This window comes from Ignavibacteria bacterium (assembly GCA_041649015.1).
Lineage (GTDB): Bacteria > Bacteroidota > Ignavibacteria > Tepidaquicellales > Tepidaquicellaceae > CAIKZJ01.
The window spans coordinates 130,226-147,891 of record JBAZNU010000006.1; the positions used below are offsets into that span (position 1 = coordinate 130,226).

14 protein-coding genes are annotated in these 17,666 nt (G+C 38.7%); 4 read left to right on the top strand and 10 right to left on the bottom strand.

Going from position 1 to position 17,666, the window contains the following annotated elements; translation table 11 throughout:
* The first annotated feature begins 88 nt into the window (after positions 1-88).
* A complete protein-coding gene (locus WC644_10865; GenBank protein MFA5012437.1) occupies positions 89-238 on the top strand; it encodes a hypothetical protein in 150 nt (49 codons plus the stop codon).
* Between the two features lie 420 nt (positions 239-658).
* Here the strand turns inward: WC644_10865 and WC644_10870 are convergent, their stop codons facing one another.
* The 3 genes from WC644_10870 to pta all read right to left on the bottom strand — a co-directional run bounded on the left by WC644_10870 (position 659) and on the right by pta (position 5,419).
* The gene (locus WC644_10870; protein MFA5012438.1) at positions 659-2,491 is read right to left on the bottom strand and encodes a T9SS type A sorting domain-containing protein; all 1,833 of its coding nucleotides are present in this window, start codon (positions 2,489-2,491) and stop codon (positions 659-661) included.
* A 701-nt stretch (positions 2,492-3,192) separates the two neighbouring features.
* A complete protein-coding gene (locus WC644_10875) occupies positions 3,193-4,395 on the bottom strand; it encodes an acetate kinase (protein MFA5012439.1) in 1,203 nt (400 codons plus the stop codon).
* A gap of 28 nt (positions 4,396-4,423) precedes the next feature.
* The gene (pta, locus tag WC644_10880) at positions 4,424-5,419 is read right to left on the bottom strand and encodes a phosphate acetyltransferase (GenBank protein ID MFA5012440.1); all 996 of its coding nucleotides are present in this window, start codon (positions 5,417-5,419) and stop codon (positions 4,424-4,426) included.
* 392 nt (positions 5,420-5,811) lie between these two features.
* Between pta and WC644_10885 the strand changes: the two genes are divergently transcribed.
* Positions 5,812-5,994: a hypothetical protein gene (locus WC644_10885; GenBank protein MFA5012441.1), complete on the top strand. Its 183-nt coding sequence runs from the start codon at positions 5,812-5,814 to the stop codon at positions 5,992-5,994.
* 1,021 nt (positions 5,995-7,015) lie between these two features.
* The gene (locus WC644_10890) at positions 7,016-9,268 is read left to right on the top strand and encodes an NADP-dependent malic enzyme (protein ID MFA5012442.1); all 2,253 of its coding nucleotides are present in this window, start codon (positions 7,016-7,018) and stop codon (positions 9,266-9,268) included.
* 98 nt (positions 9,269-9,366) lie between these two features.
* Here the strand turns inward: WC644_10890 and WC644_10895 are convergent, their stop codons facing one another.
* From WC644_10895 to WC644_10925, 7 genes are all read right to left on the bottom strand, one after another.
* Positions 9,367-10,575: a DUF1343 domain-containing protein gene (locus WC644_10895; protein ID MFA5012443.1), complete on the bottom strand. Its 1,209-nt coding sequence runs from the start codon at positions 10,573-10,575 to the stop codon at positions 9,367-9,369.
* Positions 10,572-12,008 (bottom strand): oligosaccharide flippase family protein, encoded by a 1,437-nt coding sequence (locus WC644_10900; protein MFA5012444.1) that lies wholly within the window; start codon positions 12,006-12,008, stop codon positions 10,572-10,574. The genes WC644_10895 and WC644_10900 overlap by 4 nt, the downstream gene beginning before the upstream one ends.
* Positions 12,009-12,077: 69 nt before the next feature.
* On the bottom strand, positions 12,078-12,497 hold the full coding sequence (locus tag WC644_10905) for a hypothetical protein (GenBank protein ID MFA5012445.1): 420 nt from the start codon (positions 12,495-12,497) through the stop codon (positions 12,078-12,080).
* A gap of 53 nt (positions 12,498-12,550) precedes the next feature.
* Positions 12,551-13,099 carry a hypothetical protein gene (locus WC644_10910; protein ID MFA5012446.1) on the bottom strand — a complete coding sequence of 183 codons (549 nt, stop codon included), beginning with the start codon at positions 13,097-13,099 and terminating at the stop codon, positions 12,551-12,553.
* 54 nt (positions 13,100-13,153) lie between these two features.
* A complete protein-coding gene (gene nadC / locus WC644_10915; GenBank protein ID MFA5012447.1) occupies positions 13,154-14,029 on the bottom strand; it encodes a carboxylating nicotinate-nucleotide diphosphorylase in 876 nt (291 codons plus the stop codon).
* An 11-nt stretch (positions 14,030-14,040) separates the two neighbouring features.
* Positions 14,041-14,448 (bottom strand): thioesterase family protein, encoded by a 408-nt coding sequence (locus WC644_10920; GenBank protein MFA5012448.1) that lies wholly within the window; start codon positions 14,446-14,448, stop codon positions 14,041-14,043.
* On the bottom strand, positions 14,445-15,848 hold the full coding sequence (locus tag WC644_10925) for an FAD-linked oxidase C-terminal domain-containing protein (protein MFA5012449.1): 1,404 nt from the start codon (positions 15,846-15,848) through the stop codon (positions 14,445-14,447). Before WC644_10925 ends, WC644_10920 begins: the two co-directional genes overlap by 4 nt.
* Positions 15,849-16,210: 362 nt before the next feature.
* Between WC644_10925 and WC644_10930 the strand changes: the two genes are divergently transcribed.
* The gene (locus WC644_10930) at positions 16,211-17,665 is read left to right on the top strand and encodes a CoA-acylating methylmalonate-semialdehyde dehydrogenase (protein MFA5012450.1); all 1,455 of its coding nucleotides are present in this window, start codon (positions 16,211-16,213) and stop codon (positions 17,663-17,665) included.
* Position 17,666: the final 1 nt, after the last annotated feature.

Sequence of the window (17,666 nt, forward strand, 5' to 3'; positions counted from 1 at the left end):
AAATTTGATGGACTATTTTGTATGTGTTAGTTGATCCTCCTCCGCCAAAAAGATTTGCGGATATTCGTCAGAGAACTCGCATGGGGGGATGATAAAGAAAGGAAAAACAGCAAGGAGGATGTTTGCTTTACCCTATCCGTCACCTGAAGGTGACGGCAATGAAGGAAAGAACGGCAAGAAGGATGGATACGATGTCGCAAATATGGCATGCTTTACTCTACAAATATTGAATACCTAAAGGCAGGCCTAAAGGCATTCAATTATTACGGGTTGCATTATCCTACAGACATTTAATGCCTATGGCATTCTTTCGAGCTGGAAGAATGAGTTTCAAAGAATAGAGATCCATGATTAGATCCCCTGCCTAAAGGTAAACCTAAAGGTAAACCTGCGGCAGGCAGGCCGATAAAAGCATTCGGGATGACAAAGAAAAAGGGAAGGACGGCAAGAAGGATGTTCGCCTTACCCTGTACGGAAGTTATGGAGTTATGGAGTTAGGAAGTTATGGAGTTATGAAGTTATGAAGTTATGGAGTTAGGGAGTTATGAAGTTATGGAGTTAGGAAGTTAGGAAGTTATGGAGTTAGGAAGTTAGGAGCAGAAAAGAAAAATGCCCGATACATAATGTACCGGGCATTTTGATTCTAAATATTACTTAATTATTTAATCAACATTAGTTTTATTACATTCCTGTATGAGCCGGATTCCATTCTGCAGAAATATGTTCCGCTGGAAAGGTTTACGCCGCTGAAATCAACGATGTAATTTCCTGCTGCTTTATTTTCATTTACTAATTTTGATACGAGCCTGCCCGTTAGGTCGTAAATATTCAGACTTACGAATCCTGCGACCGGTAATGAATAATTTATTTTTGTTGCCGGGTTGAACGGGTTCGGATAATTCTGCGATAGACTGTAGTTTAACGGTGTTTCGGTATTGCCTATGCCTGTGAGCGTTCCCGAACATCCTGAATATGCATACAAACCAAGTCCTGTTAAACCCATACAGACTGAAAAGCATGAGTCTGCAGGGTTGTATCTGTAACCTGCTCTGATGGGTGTATAAGTAGAAGACATTCCGGCTGCAATGTTGAATGCTGTTATGAATGTACCTGCATTATAAGAGCGGGTCCATAAAGAGCCTGTTATTCCTGTTCTGACCATGTATGCAACTCTGAAAGTATTCGGAACTCTTGGAATTGAAACGACATCAGTGTATAAGGTTGAATCAGTAACAGCGCTTACGTAACCTGCTATCCAATTGGCGCCATTATTTGTTGTACGTCTGAAATATGGGTCCCAGTCAGTATCAGACCATTTTCTTGTATAAGCAATCATCATATATTGTGCACCGGAAATATCAAGCTGGGTACTTGCTAACCTTGGTTTATAATTAACGTAAGTTTCTGTAATTTGAGGTAAGTATGCCGGGGCTGAATTTCCGTAATCTGAGGAGTATGATAAGTAAAGATTATAATATCCTGCCGACTTGTAATAATTCGTGACAGTTACGATACGGTCAGTACTTGCAGAGTCGGAGTATGCAATATCGTTATATTGCAATGTTGTATCGTGGACATTATTATAGAACCATGCGTAACAGCCCCCGTCACCATGATTCCTATAAGTTATTGTCGGTACTGATGCATACGGGTTTGTAACGATTGCAAATTTATCGCGTAAATTTTTACGTGTTGAAGTAGTTGTATCCTGTGTGCATAAGATGTATACATAAGAGATACTTGTATATCTTCCGTTATCGCTCGTGATTCTTGGATATATGAATTCGTTGCCCGCTGACGGGGAAAATAAATCATTAGCGACGTAAGCACCTCCGTATCTGTTCCATCTGAAAAACACTGAGCCCTGTACGCCGCTTAAAGAATATCCTGCAACGACAAAGACGAAAGAGGTATCGCCGTCATTCATCGCTTCTGCGTCAAGTTCATCATTTCTCCATTTTACCGCCGATGAATTGGCTACTCTTGCTATCATTACCCAGGTTATTCCATCATTTGATGAGGTGAAGACTTTCATCGAATCTGATGCTGATGCACTTGAGGAATATTTTGCCGCAACGACATATATCCTGCCCGTAACTCTGTCGGTTGAAGTAGCACATGCCCAGCTCGCGTCTGAACCGCTGATAATCGTCAGGTTGTAATCCCCGGGTTCGACCGGTTCGTTGCAAACGGTGTTTATAAAACCCGTGTTGTTTATGGCAGGTTTATGTATTGATTTGCTGCCTGTGATTCTTTCAAGCTCGGACTGCAATTGATTAGATTTTTGTGCGTCGCCGTTTAATCTTGCCTCCCTGATTTGGGCGGTTATTTCATCGACTTTTGCTTTATCGAAATAAGAAGGTGTTGTGTGCTGAGGACCGTTCAGGGGAGTGTTAAAAACGATTTGAGAATTTACTTCCCGCGTGTCTTTCTGTGCGTAGGCGATGTACGGCACTAAGACAATCAATAATAACAGTACTAAGTTTTTCATTTTTGTATAGTTTTAGTTAATATAAAAGTACCCCTATTTACTCTTTTTGATAGAACTATTTAAAACTTTAAATTTTTCTTATCAATATTTATTTAACTATACCTTGTTACTGTTCTCGCTTTTTTAAATATCCATTCAATAATATTCGCTGAAAGCTAATAATTTATTTTGTTAAAAGCAATATACGGAAAAGATACTTAGAAGAGAAATAATAATTAATAATTAATAATTAATAGTTAATAGTTAAGAAATAATAATTAATAATTGATAGTTAATAATTAGGAAATAATAATTGATAATTAATAATTAATAATTAATAGTTAAGAAAAAGAATTAGGAATTTAGAATTAAGAATTGATAATTAATAATTAAGAATTAATAGTTAGGAATTAGGAATTAGGAAATTGGAAATAAGAATTAAGAAATTGGAAATAATAAATAATAGTTAATAATTTAGAATTAGGAATTAAGGAATGAAGAAACTTGGGTGAAATAATAAGAGCGAAAGATTTTCACCATGAAGGTCAGCCACGGCCTGCCCTGGCGGGCACAGAATGCGCACGGAGGACACGGATACAAAGTAAAATAATAAGTCTTTATAAGATCCCCTGCCTTGGGCAGGCCTGATTGGCAGACCGCTTGATCCCCGCTCAAGATCTTTGCGGGGTCTCGCGGATTACAAATCGTTAGATAGTTACGAGTTACGAATTAAGTTTTTCAATTATGCTTTTCGTATCTCTCGCTATCATCAGTTCTTCGTTCGTTGGTATTACATATACTTTCACTTTGGATTCAGGCAGACTTATTTCTTCCAAAACGCCTCTTGTGTTTTTATTCTTTTCCACGTCAAGATAAAGTCCCATGAATTCCATATTTTTGCAGGCTTCGTACCTCGTTTCCCAGTCATTTTCTCCTATGCCGGCTGTGAAGACCAAAGCGTCAAGTCCTCCGAGAACGAGTATGTAGGCACCGATATACTTTTTCAGCATGTAGTCGAACATTTCAAGCGCCAGCTTTGCTCTTACGTTTCCGCGATGGAATTCATCCTCGAGGTCTCTGAAATCATTGCTGATTCCTGATATTCCGAGCATTCCGCTTTTCTTATTCATCACTTCATCAATCTGTTTCGGGGTCAGATGTTCAACGCTTTCGAGTATAGGAATAAGGGCAGGGTCAAGGTCGCCGCAGCGTGTACCCATTATCAATCCGCCTGTGGGAGTGTGTCCCATGGATGTATCAATGCTTATACCGTTCAGAATTGCTGCTACGCTTGCACCGTTTCCGAGATGGCAGGAAATAATCTTAGAGTTTTTCTTACCGAGTAATTCCATAGCAACGGCTGATACGTACCTGTGCGAAGTACCGTGAAAACCGTACCTTCTGATTTTGTATTTTTCATAAAGACCATAGGGCAGTGCATACATGTAAGCATAATCGGGCATAGTCTGATGGAATGCCGTATCGAAAACCCCGACCATAGGAGTGCCGGGAAGCACTTCCTGACATGCCTTAATACCTTTTATGTTTGCAGGATTATGAAGAGGTGCGAAGAAAGCACAATCTTCAAGTGCATTTATTACATCTTCGGTTATTAAAACCGAGCCGTTATATCTTTCGCCCGCATGAACAACCCTGTGGCCGATAGCATTAATCTCTGAAACACTTTTTATGACTCCTCCTGTTTTATCGGTAAGCATATCAAAAACGAGTTTCATCGCCTCTGAATGATTTGAAACAGGATGGACGACTTTTTGCTTATCGCCGCCGTTGTTCGTAAAAGACATTAAAGAACCTTCTTCGCCAATTCTTTCAACTATACCTTTTGATATGACTTTTTCACCCTTCATATCAATCAACTGATATTTTAATGAAGAACTTCCGGTATTAACTACAAATATTTTCATGATTTTGTTATTAACGTTTAATAATTATTTAACCGATTGCCTGTACTGCCGTTATAGCAATGACGTCAACAATCTCATCCGCCGTACAACCCCTCGAAAGGTCATTGATAGGCAGAGCAAAACCCTGTGAGACAGGACCGATTGTGTTTGCCTTTGCAAGACGCTGTACGAGTTTGTACCCGATATTTCCCGATTGCAAGTCAGGGAATATAATAACGTTTGCTTTTCCTGCGACGGGGCTTTCTTTCGCTTTCATTTTCCCAACTTCAGGAACGAAAGCTGCGTCAAGCTGAAGTTCACCGTCTATTAATAAATCCGGAGCCCTCTCTTTTGCTATCCGGGTTGCTTCCACGACTTTATCGACAAGTTCATGTTTCGCACTGCCTTTTGTGGAGAAAGAAAGCATAGCAACTCTTGGTTCGATATTTAAAAGACTTTTTGCAGTACCTGCGGACGAGATTGCGATTGAAGCAAGCTCTTCAGCATCAGGGTTTGGTATGATTGCGCAGTCGGCAAACACAATAACGCCGTTTTCGCCGAAAGTGCAGTCGGGCACTTCCATTATGAAACAACTGGAGACACCTGAAATTCCGGGTGCGGTTTTAATAATCTGAAAACCGGGTCTGAGCAAGTCGCCCGTTGAGTGAATTGCACCGGATACGAGACCGTCGGCATCGCCGTTTTTTACCATCATTGTTCCAAAATAAACTGTGTCTTTCATCGTCTCCAAAGCGGTTTCTTTCGTAACGCCTTTTGATTTTCTAAGTTCAAAGAAAATGTTTGCATAGTTATCAAGTTTATCCGATTTCACGGGGTCAATTATCTTAATCCCGTTGATGTTTGCATTATGTTTCTTTGCTTCGCTTTGAATTTCTTCTTCATTGCCAAGCAAAACCACATTAGCGAGTTTTTCCCGTGTTACTTTTTCAGCAGCAAGAAGATTTCTTCTTTCGCTGCCTTCGGGAAGGACAATAGTTTTCGATGTGGAACGGGCTTTGCTCCAAATTTTATTCATTACTGACATAGTGTTATAACATTAAGATTTTAGTGAGTAGTTGTTCAAATTACTTAAAATCTTTCTCATTTGAAATGCATTAAATCGTCTGAACCGAGGGGGGGTGTTTTTGCCGCTGAGTGCTCTGAGAATTTAAAGAGCAAAGTATATAACTGCAGGGGTCGCAAAAGACACGTCGTAAATAAATCTACAAACAAAAGAAAGAATTTCACCACTAAAACACTAAGACCACTAAGAAGAACATTTTTTATTGTTTAGAGCAAGAGAAAAGATCATAACAAAGAGTAGGCAGACCACTACGAAAAGCAAATGTAATTGTATAGAGAAAGATATTTTACCGCGGGGGTCGCAGAGGACGCAAAGAAGAGAAGAGAAGAGCTTGGATTTATTGATAAGAACGATTGAATAACAAAAGAACTTCTTACGCAGGGAACGCAGAGGAAAATAATATAAGGTTAAGAGCAAGATATTCTACCGCAGGGGACGCAAAGAAGAACAAAATAAGGTTAAGAGCAAAATATTTTACCGCGGGGGACGCAGAGAAGAGCAAAGGGACGCAGAGAAGAGCTTGGATTTATTGCTAAGAACAATTGAATAATAAAAGAACTTTTTAACGCGGGGGGCGCAGAGGACGCAGAGAAGAGCAGAGAAGAGCTTGGATTTATTGCTAAGAACAATTGAATAATAAAAGAACTTTTTAACGCAAGGGACGCAGGGAAAAATAATATAAGGTTAAGAGCAAGATATTCTACCGCAGAGGACGCAGAGAAAAACAAAATAAGGTAAAGAGCAAGATTTTTTACCGCAGGGAAAGCAAAGGACGCAAAGAAGAGCAGAGAAGTGCTTGGATTTATTGCTAAGAACGATTGAATAATAAAAGAACTTTTTACCGCAGGGGACGCAAAGAAAATTAATTTAATCATAAGAGCAAAATATTTTACCGCGGGGAACGCAAAGGACGCAGAGAAGAGCAAGGGACGCAGAGAAGAACTTGGATTTATTGCTAAGAACGATTATAATAAAAGAACTTTTTAACGCAGGGAACGCAGAGGAAAATAATATAAGGTTAAGAGCAAGATATTTTACCGCAGGGAGCGCAAAGGACGCAGAGAAGAACTTGTATCTATTGCGAAGAACAATTGAATAATAAAAGAACTTTTTAACGCAAGGGACGCAGGGAAAAATAATATAAGGTTAAGAGCAAGATGTTTTACCGCGGGGGTCGCAGAGGACGCAAAGAAGAGCAGAGAAGAGCTTGGATTTATTGATAAGAACGATTGAATAACAAAAGAACTTCTTACGCAGGGGGACGCAGGGGAAAATAATATAAGGTTTAGAGAAAGATGTTTTACCGCGGGTGTCGCAGAGGACGCAGAGAAGAGCAAGGGACGCAGAGAAGAGCTTGGATTTATTGCTAAGAGAAATTGAATAGTAAAAGAACTTTTTAACGCAAGGGACGCAGGGAAAAATAATATAAGGTAAAGAGCAAAAGATATTATTGGAAGGGATACAATGGAAGTAATATTTAGAGGTTTTATTTTCACTTATATTCATAAATCATTTTATATATATTTATATCATACCTCAAATAATTAATCTATTATTATGATTAGGAAACAAGACGCGCTCGACTATCATCAGCTGGGAAGACCCGGCAAGATTGAAGTTGTATCTTCAAAACCATGTTCAACTCAAAGGGATTTATCACTCGCATACACGCCCGGAGTTGCAGACCCATGTCTGGATATTGAAAAAAATCCCGACGATGCATATAGATACACGGCTAAAGGGAATCTTGTAGCTGTTGTATCAAACGGAACAGCCGTACTTGGTCTGGGCAATATTGGCGCTCTGGCGGGGAAACCTGTAATGGAAGGTAAAGGAGTTTTATTTAAAAGGTTCGCGGACGTTGATGTGTTTGATATAGAACTCAACACTGAAGATCCTGATGAGATTATAAAAGCAGTTCAGCTTCTTGAACCGACATTCGGCGGAATTAATCTTGAAGACATTAAAGCACCCGAGTGTTTCTACATTGAAGAAGAGCTTAAGAAGACGATGAAAATACCCGTCTTCCATGATGACCAGCACGGAACGGCAATCATCAGCGGTGCTGCTTTGATTAATGCAATCGAGATTGTGAAGAAAAAAGTCGGCGAGGTGAAGGTTGTGTTCAGCGGTGCGGGTTCGGCGGGGATTGCATGCGCTAATCTTTATGAATCGCTTGGAGTGAAAAGAGAGAACATTTTTCTTGTTGATACAAAAGGTGTAGTATATAAAGGACGCAAAGAAGGGATGAATAAGTATAAGGAGTACTTTGCACAGGATACAGAGCACCGTACACTTGCGGAAGTTATAAAGGGTGCTGACTGTTTTTGCGGTGTTTCGAAGAAGGGCGTTTTAACGAAGGAGATGGTGAAGAGCATGGCTGACTTCCCTATCGTTTTTGCGATGGCAAATCCCGACCCCGAAATTACTTACCCTGAAGCAGTATCAGTTCGTGACGATATTATAATGGCGACCGGAAGAAGCGATTATCCAAATCAGGTTAATAATGTTCTTGGGTTCCCGTTTATCTTCAGAGGGGCACTTGACGTGAGAGCATCCACAATAAATAATGAAATGAAGATAGCAGCTTCGATGGCACTTGCGAAACTTGCTAAGGAAGATATACCTGATTCGGTTTTAAGAGCATACGGCGGAAAGAGATTCGAATTCGGAAAGGATTACATTATTCCAAAGCCTTTTGACCCGAGAGTACTGCTGTGGGAAGCTCCGGCTGTTGCAGAGGCGGCTATGTTTACTAATGTAGCAAAAAATCCTATAATGGATTTTGACGAGTACAAAGACAGGCTTGAAGCGAGACTCGGGAAGGCGAACGAGGTAATGAGATTCTTCATTCATAAAGCGCAGAGAGTAAACAAGAAGATTGTATTTCCGGAAGGAGAGGAATTGAAGATATTGCGTGCTGCACAGATTATTGTTGATGAGGGAATAGCAAAACCTGTCCTGATAGGAGATAAGGAAACGATTGTTCAGAATATTGTTGACCTTGGGCTTCATTTTGAAAAAAACGACCTTGAGATAATTGAGCCTTTGACTTCACAAAAACTTGATACCTATGCAGATGACTATTTTGATTTCAGGAAGAGAAAGGGAGTTACGAAGATTGATTCGAAGAGACTATTGAAGACTCCGAATATATTCGGTATGATGATGGTGAGGAACGGCGATGCGGACGGGCTTATTTCGGGACTTACACAACACTATCCTTCGACTGTTAAGCCGGCTCTGCAAATCATAGGAAAGGATGAGGGTGTGAAGTGCATAGCGGGAATGTACATGATGATATTCAAGAATCAGAGAATTTTTATATCTGATGCAACGATAAACATTGACCCTGATGCGGAACAACTCGCAGATATTGCCATTCTTACAGCGGACAAAGTGAAAAAAATTGGTGTAACTCCGAAGTTAGCAATGCTCTCTTTCAGTAATTTCGGAAGCACTATTCATCCATACACGGATAAGGTCAGGAAGGCAACAGAGATTGTTAAAAAGCTAAGACCCGACCTTACTGTTGAAGGGGAGATGATGGCAGATACAGCAATGAGTCCTGAGATTATGAATGAGTATTATCCTTTCAGCGGACTGAAGGAAAAGGCAAATGTTCTGATTTGCCCTGATTTGACTTCTGCGAATATAGCTTACAAACTTCTTGCGAGTGTTGGCGGAGCGATTGCTATAGGACCGATATTGCTGGGTATTAAAAAACCTGTGTACCTACTCGGACCGGGAAATTACGTGGATGATATTGTGAATATTACTGCGATGGCGGTATTTGAGGCGGAGAAGTAGAGTAAAAGAGCATCTGTGCTAAATGATATGTAAGAAGTATTGAGAGACAGGTAAATAACTAAAACAAATACGAAAACGAAAAGAAGTTTTCGCTTGAACTAATAAAGCAAGTAAGGAATAGCGGATTCACGGAAATTTCGTGAATCTATTTCTGATGCAGCTACTATTTCTTCAAGAGTTTTTCCTGTATTTATCATATTACGCAGTATATCCGTACCTGCAAGCTTATCGATGAAATTCTTCTGAGTCCATTTGAATTCGGAGAAAGTACTGTTCAATGATAGAAGTATTGCTACGGATGTTTTAAATGGATTGAATTTTAAAACATCGGTGACCGTAACTTTTAATCCATGGCATTTCTTTCCGGGGTATTTCATGGATGTGTAAGAAGGGAGCAATGACTGATCCGGAGAGAATTCGGTCTTTTCAAAAGAAATTCCTTCCAAGTTATAACTATTAATTTTTTCAAGCAAAATATCACTGTCGATGAACGGTGCCCCGAATACCTGAAACGGTGTTTCGGTACCGCGTCCCTCGGAGATATTCGTACCTTCAAGGAAACACAAAGCAGGATAAATTCTACCGCTTTCAATTGAATTGATACTTGGAGAAGGATTAATCCATACATCCATAATATTTTCATAAATCACATTTCTACCGTAACCTTTCATCTTAACAACTTTGAAATTATCATGATTTACGTATTCACCATTAAGGAAATTTCCAAGTTCGCCAACTGTTAAACCGGTAATGACGGGTGTCGGTATCTTACCAACAAAAGATGAGAATTTTTCGTCGAGTAGAAATCCCTCTGAGCTGCTAATATTGGCGACGGAAGGTCTGTCACAGATTATGTATTCTTTTCCGTATTTCTTTGCATCCTGCAAGGTAAGGAAAAGCGTTGATGTGTAAGTATAGAAACGGGCTCCAAGTTCCTGTATGTCAAAAATTACAATATCGATATCTTCAACGTCAGATTTAGAGTATGAATATTTATTTCCGTATAATGAAACTACGGGAATTGAAATGCCTGAAGTTTTATAAGTATCATCGGCGGAGAAACCGTGCTCGGGGGTAAATATCTTTTTAACGTCTATACCCGCTTCAACGAGCAAATCAATTATATGCTTTCCGTTTTTATCGACGCCTGTCCTGTTGGTTATTACCGCGATTTGTTTACCTTGGATCAAATCGAAATGATCTTTAATCAGCATTGTGCTTCCTGTCTCGAAAGACTGATTAATAAACTGCCCGTACAAAGAACACGAAATAATCATTAAGAAGAGAATTAACACACTTTTCATCATAAGAATCTTTTAATAATATTAACATCAACAATTTTAAGTACGAATATAAAACTCGTAATAACGACAAAAATTGCTATTTTAAGAAGGAAATAATCAAAATAATGAAGGAAGAAATAAGAGACAAGGGCTGCGGTAATCAGCACGAAAATGAATGCTATCTTTTTAAATTCGTAATCTATTCTGTAGTACTTTTGTGCGATATAGTATATTCCCGCTACCTCGACGGCATAGCTGATAAGGGTTGCAGTTGCAGCACCCATCATACCTATAACAGGAATAAGAATAAAATTAGCGGCAATATTAATTACTGCTGCACTGCCCGTTATATAAATTAAATATTTTGTTTTTTTCTCGATATATATTCCGGCCATAAGGTTAACATAAATACCATAGAAAACATAAGCGAGAAGAATTACGGGAACAATACTAAGTCCGCCCCAATAAGCCTTGCCGACAAGGTACCCGCGTCCGGGGAGAGGTATTGCTACAATGTTATCTATAAACAAGGTTAAAAATATAAATATTACAGCGGCGACTGTCAGGAAAAAGGTCATAACTTTTGCGTACAACTGCTTTGCATTCGGGTCGTTAGCATTCTGCAGAAAGAATGGACGCCAGGCAAACTCAAACATTGAAACAAAGAGCATCATGAAAATTCCAAGACGATAGTTAGCCTGAAAAATTCCTACTGTATGGTCGTTAGTCAACGCGGTGAGTATAGGCCTGTTTACTACCTGAATTATATTAGCGCTTATACCTGCGGGTATATAAGGCAGTGAAAACTTTAGCAGTTCATTAACAAGCTCTTTGTTGAAAGAAATCTTAAGATTCTTAACAATCACCGGCACTAACAAGATTAAGGTCAGACCGGAAGCGATGACGTTTGAGATGAAAACATATTCAATCCCTTTCCTGAGCACGACTATAAAGAATACATTTAATACAACAGTCGCAACTATATTGACAAGCCTTATCAAAGCGAATTTCATAGGTTTATGCTCGAGCCGGAGGTATGCAAACGGTACGGTTGATATAGCGTCGAAGAATAGAATCAGTGCGGTATATTTCAGGAGTACTTCTCTGGTTTCAGCAATCTGAAATACAGAAGTGAATCCGGAGGAAAAAACGAATAATATACCGGATAGTATGAATGAATTTAAGAATATACCGAGAAACGGGTGGGAGAAATTCTCTTTTGCCGAACCTACCTCTAAAGTTGACGCAAACTTAAAATAACCCGATTCCAATCCGATTGTAAAGAAAACATTTAATATTGCAACGTACGCATAAATATTGGCAACAATTCCGAACTCAGCAGGAAGAAAAAGATTAGTATAAATAGGAACAAATAGAAAATTCAGGAACCTTCCAAGGATGGTACTTGTACCGTATATCAGAGTATCTTTAGATAGTGACTTTAACTTATCGATCATTTATGCATAATGCAAAAGGTTATTCCTTAAAATAAGGAATAACCTTTTTATAAAAAATACAGATAATAATTAATTGATAATTTCTATTAAAGCACTGGTTACAGTTGAACCATTTCCGTCAAGCAGGAATACTCTGTATATTCCCGGGTCGCTGAACTTCATATCGCTCGTTGAGTTTTTCGCGAAGTAAATATACTTCATTGTTGGTTCGACGACGTAAGAGAACTTCTTATAATACTCAAAAGATTTCGTATTTACGTTGTATTTATCGAACTGTATGTTAACATTGCTCAAGCCGAGTGCATAATCACACTTAACCATTACCGTTAAATAACCGGTAGTGAATCTGTCGCTTATGCCTACTTCTCCGTCGTCGCCGTACCTTTCACAAAAATAAAGTACAGGTCCGTTTTGAGCATTAACGTTTGAAGTGAATCCGAAAATTGCTAACACAGCAAATACGGAAAATAATACAAATAGCTTTCTCATAATTTTCTCCTTTGGTCTTTAATATTAGACCTTTTTATTTTAATAAAAAACTCTTAGTTAGGAACAACTTCAACTTCACCTTCTGCAATAGGGGTTCCGTCTTTCTTCTGGCAAACAACCCTGTATGTACCCGGTGAATCAAATTTTAAATTCTTTTTATCAGTAAAATATGTGTAATCCCAGTCAGCCTGAACGTCGAAAGGAACTGATTTAAGGATTTTCTCGCTGATTTCTTCGCCTGAAGCATTTTTAATTTTTGAGAGCCTTAATTCAACTTTTCCGGTACCAAGTTTTGTACCAGCCGGACGTGTATCGAGCATAACTGTTAACCAACCCGGTGTGAATCTTTTGCTTACTCCGACTTCTTCACCGTTAACATATTGTTCGCAGAAATAAAGTTTCGGCAAGCCTTCCTTCTGGCTGGAAGATTCAGTCTTTGTATCAGTTGACTTTTCAGTTTTGGTAGTGGTTTCTTCTTTCTTTGTTTCTTCTTTCTTAGTTTCTTCCTGTGCGATATCTTTTAGTTTGCCGCAAGCAACGACAAGAGAAACTAAGACCAAAATTGCGACTATAAAACTTAAATTGTATTTTGTGTTTTTCATAGTATTTAAGTTAGTTTTTTAAAGTTTATAATTTAAGTTATTAAATTTTATATGTCAAGATATAAAATCCAAGGACAAGTCCATAGACTTGACGGAGTGCGTTAATGCACCGACGGATATTACATCAATACCTTTTATACCGCTTAATTCTCCAATATTTTTTGAGTTTATACCTCCGGAAACTTCTAATTTAAACCTCTTTTTATTTAAATTAGTTGCTGATTCTATTTCATTTATCGAAAAATTATCGAGCATTACAAAATCAACAATTCCCTTACCGAGATCCTGAACAATACAAAATTCGTCCAGATTTTTAACTTCGATTTCAACTTTAATGTTCCTGCTTTTCAGAACTTTTTTAAGTTTTATGAGTGTGTTTGCAATTCCGCCGTTAGCTTCGATATGATTATCTTTTATAAGTATCATATCATACAAACCGAACCTGTGATTATCGCCGCCGCCAATCTTAACTGCAAGCTTTTCGAACAACCTGAAGTTTGGAATTGTTTTTCTTGTATCAACAATCTTAACAGAATTATTGTTTAATCTTCTTTTAAGTGCATAAACGGCCGTAGCGATACCACTCATACGCTGAATAATATTAAGAGAAAGTCTTTCTGCTTTCAGTATACTTCTTGAATTTCCTTTTATGATTGCGATACGAGAGCATTTTCTAATTATCTGTCCTTCGGGACACGCGGTTTTTACGGCAGTTTTCGGGTCGACTATTTTATGTACGAGTTTGAATATTTCAATACCCGCAACAACACCCGGATCTTTCATTAGAAGGTTTGCAGCAGACTTTTTATCTTTCGGAATAAGCAATTCTGAAGTTATATCTCCGCTGCCGACATCTTCCTTAATAGCCATTTTTATAAGCTTCTCTGCCGCTTTGAAATCGAAATTTCTGTAAAATGTTTTGTTTGTCATAACTTTAATATTTACTTTATCATTAACTTTTTGATTACTTCCATAAAATCTTCAGGAGGTCTTACCGGTTTAAACTTCTTCAGGTCAAGGAATGAATGCGTAGTGTATCCGCTTGCGACAAGCCGTTCATCAACATATATTTCATAATCAATTTTTATTCTAACGGTTGGTAATTTCTTAAGCGATGCGACGATTCGAATTAGGTCGTCATATTTTGCCGGTGTTTTATAATTAACGTGTGCTTCTATCAGCGGAAGTCCCACGTTTTTTGCTTCGAGTCTGGGATACGGATATCCCATTGCTCTCATCAACTCATTTCTTCCTGCCTCAAAGAATTCAAGATAATGCACGTTATTAACTACGCCCATAATATCCGTATGCGTGTAAAGCATTCTTAAATGTGTTTCGTTTGATATCATATAAAATCTGCAAATATTTTGCCCGGATTCAATATAAAATTAGGGTCAAATGTTTTCTTTATGTTTTTTGAGAGTTCGATTTCTTCCTTTGACAGAGCAATAGGCAGAAACTCTTTCTGTGTGTATCCAATGCCATGCTCGCCTGAGATTGTTCCACCGAGCGAGACAGTATGTTCAAAAATCTCTTTTATTGCAGACTTAACATTAGTATTCCAGTAATCATCGGAAAGATTTTCTTTGAGAATGTTTATGTGTAAATTGCCGTCTCCCGCATGACCGTATGAAATAATTCTTAAATTATATTTCTTTGATATGTTCATTAATCCGTCAAGAAGTTCGGGAAGTTTTGCTCTCGGAACTACAGTATCTTCTTCCTTGTAAGTAGAAATTGATTTAACTGCTTCACCGACTGAGCGGCGCAATTCCCACAGTTCTTCCATTTTCGAACGGTCTTCGGCAAGAATAATATCCGAAGGATTGAATTTTTCAACTGTATCGGAAATAGTTTGAATATCGCTGTTCAGTACATCCTCGTTGTTTCCGTCAAGTTCAATCAAAAGCTGGGCCCGGGAATCGCCGTTTGGAAAACTTTTTCCAAGCTGATTTTCTGCGGCTTTAACAGCATCTTTTGTCAGGAATTCAAGCGCAGCGGGATTGACACCATTTCTATAAATTTCGGAAACAGAAGAAATACATTCCCGAACATTATTGTATGCAATCAACAAAATCTTTTTATATTTTGGCAGAGCAAGAATTCTAAATACAATCTTTGTAACAATTCCCAGCGTACCTTCACTACCACAAATAAGCTGAGCAAGACTATACCCCGTTACATTCTTGATTGTTCTTGAGCCGGTAAAAATAATCTCACCTGTCGGAGTGACAAACTCGAGTCCGAGAATGTAATTTCTGGTCACGCCATATTTTGCTGCTCGGGGTCCGCCTGAGCATTCGGCAATATTCCCTCCGATAAAGCAACTTCCGCGTGAAGCAGGGTCAACAGGATAGAATAGACCGACTTTTTCAAGTTCTTCCTGAAAAATCTGTGTGATTACTCCTGCTTCGACAACTGCCTGAAAATTCTGCTCATCTATTTCAAGGATTTTATTGAATCTCTCCATAGAGATTACAATTCCTCCATAAACCGGTAAAGCACCACCTGATAGACCTGTGCCTCCGCCCCTTGTATAAACAGGTATTAAGTTTTGGTTGGCGAGTTTAAGTATTTCAGAAATTTCTTTTGAAGTACCGGGTTTTACTATTACTTCGGGCGGAAAAGATAAATCTTCAGTTTCATCGCGTGAATATTTATCAATATTTTCAGCGTCAGTTAATACGTGGTTTTGACCAGAAATATCACATAAACAAGTAATTATTTTAGGACTTATTTTTCCGTACATGAATAAATATAAGAATATTACAAACAAATAGAAATTAGTTAAATGAAAAATTTAGATGAATTGGCAGAAATAAATTAACAAATTTGTCAGTACTATTTGGATATATTTTTAAGACCAATTAAAGACCAATTCGAGACAAGTTATGTTTCAAGGTTTACCGGCAGAATGTCAGAAAAATCCTGTTTAGAAAAAATGTGAATGTTACAAAAAATAGTTTACATTTTGTCTTGTAGATTTAATTTAAAATTAGTATTCATAGGGTTATAATTATGCTGAATAGGCATTAATGATATATTTTATCAGAGAATTATTACTCTGATGTGTAATTTTTACAAAAATCAATTAACAAAGAGATGGAAAAACTGATATATAAAGAGGTAAGAAATTATATAGGCGGAGAGTTTATTTCAGGAAAAGGAAAAATGCTTGATGTAATCTGCCCGCTCGACGGGAAAGTAATTTCAAAAGTCCCGTTATCAGGAAAAGCAGAGCTCGATGCTGCTGTAGAATCAGCGAAAAAAGCATTTCCTGCATGGTCTGCGATTCCGATAAAAGAGAGGGTTCAGATTTTCTACAAGTATAAAACAATTCTTGAAAAGAATTTAGAAGAACTTTCGTACCTAACACACATAGAGAACGGTAAAACGCCCGGTGAAGCAAGAGCAGAAGTCGAAAAGAGCATTGAACTGACAGAGTTTGCATGTTCATTGCCGCAGATTGTTTCAGGCGAAATTCTTGAAGTAAGCAACGGAGTGGAATGCAGGATTGATTATCATCCGATAGGAGTTGTTGCTTCAATTGCACCCTTTAATTTCCCGCACATGGTTCCTCACTGGACGATTCCTAACGCAATAGCTGCGGGGAACACGATGGTTTTCAAGCCCTCGGAGCAGGTTCCGATTACATCGAATCACATTGCGGAAATGCTAAAAGAAGCAGGGCTACCGGATGGGGTGTTTAATGTAGTTAACGGAGACAAAGAAATAACAGAGGCGATTTGCGACCATCCGGATATAAAAGCAGTGTCATTTGTCGGCTCTACTAAAGTTGCGAAGATTGTGTATGCAAGGGCAACATCTAATTTTAAGAAGTGTACCGCACTTGGCGGAGCAAAGAATCACTTGATTGTTCTTCCTGATGCAAATGTTGAAATGACGGCTTCGAATGTAGCAGCATCAATGACAGGATGCGCCGGACAAAGGTGCATGGCGGCTTCAGCCATGGTTGGCGTGGGACCTGTTGACCACATTATTGAAAAGCTTTGCGAAGAAGCAAGAAAGATAATACCGGGAAAGAATCTCGGTTCGGTAATTTCTAAAGCAGCAAAAGAGAGAATTGAGAAATATATTACTGATGCAGAAAAGCAGGGTGCGCGGATACTTGTTGACGGCAGGAATGCAATTGTCGAGGGAAAGGAAGGCGGTTACTATGTTGGACCGACAGTTATTGATAATGTAAAACCAGAAATGGCAATAGCAAAGGAGGAAGTATTCGGACCTGTTCTCGCGATAATGAGAGTACAATCACTTGATGAGGCAATAAATATTGAAAACAGCTCGGAATACGGAAATGCAGCAGCTGTGTTTACACAGAACGGAAGTTACGCCAGGACGGTTGCAGAAAAAGCATCTGCCGGAATGATAGGTGTAAACATAGGAGTACCCGTACCGAGAGAGCCATTTTCATTCGGAGGATGGAATGAATCAAAATTCGGGACAAATGAAATAACAGGAAAAAGTTCGCTGGGATTATGGATGCAGCCAAAGAAAACAAGCATTAAATGGAATGCAGAAGCAAAAACAAACTGGATGAGTTAAT

Coding starts and splice junctions, on each gene's coding strand:
- WC644_10865 (MFA5012437.1), top strand. CDS start 89: ATGATAAAGAAAGGAAAAACAGCAAGGAGGATGTTTGCTTTACCCTAT.
- WC644_10870 (MFA5012438.1), bottom strand. CDS start 2,491: ATGAAAAACTTAGTACTGTTATTATTGATTGTCTTAGTGCCGTACATC.
- WC644_10875 (MFA5012439.1), bottom strand. CDS start 4,395: ATGAAAATATTTGTAGTTAATACCGGAAGTTCTTCATTAAAATATCAG.
- pta (MFA5012440.1), bottom strand. CDS start 5,419: ATGTCAGTAATGAATAAAATTTGGAGCAAAGCCCGTTCCACATCGAAA.
- WC644_10890 (MFA5012442.1), top strand. CDS start 7,016: ATGATTAGGAAACAAGACGCGCTCGACTATCATCAGCTGGGAAGACCC.
- WC644_10895 (MFA5012443.1), bottom strand. CDS start 10,575: ATGATGAAAAGTGTGTTAATTCTCTTCTTAATGATTATTTCGTGTTCT.
- WC644_10900 (MFA5012444.1), bottom strand. CDS start 12,008: ATGATCGATAAGTTAAAGTCACTATCTAAAGATACTCTGATATACGGT.
- WC644_10905 (MFA5012445.1), bottom strand. CDS start 12,497: ATGAGAAAGCTATTTGTATTATTTTCCGTATTTGCTGTGTTAGCAATT.
- WC644_10910 (MFA5012446.1), bottom strand. CDS start 13,099: ATGAAAAACACAAAATACAATTTAAGTTTTATAGTCGCAATTTTGGTC.
- nadC (MFA5012447.1), bottom strand. CDS start 14,029: ATGACAAACAAAACATTTTACAGAAATTTCGATTTCAAAGCGGCAGAG.
- WC644_10920 (MFA5012448.1), bottom strand. CDS start 14,448: ATGATATCAAACGAAACACATTTAAGAATGCTTTACACGCATACGGAT.
- WC644_10925 (MFA5012449.1), bottom strand. CDS start 15,848: ATGTACGGAAAAATAAGTCCTAAAATAATTACTTGTTTATGTGATATT.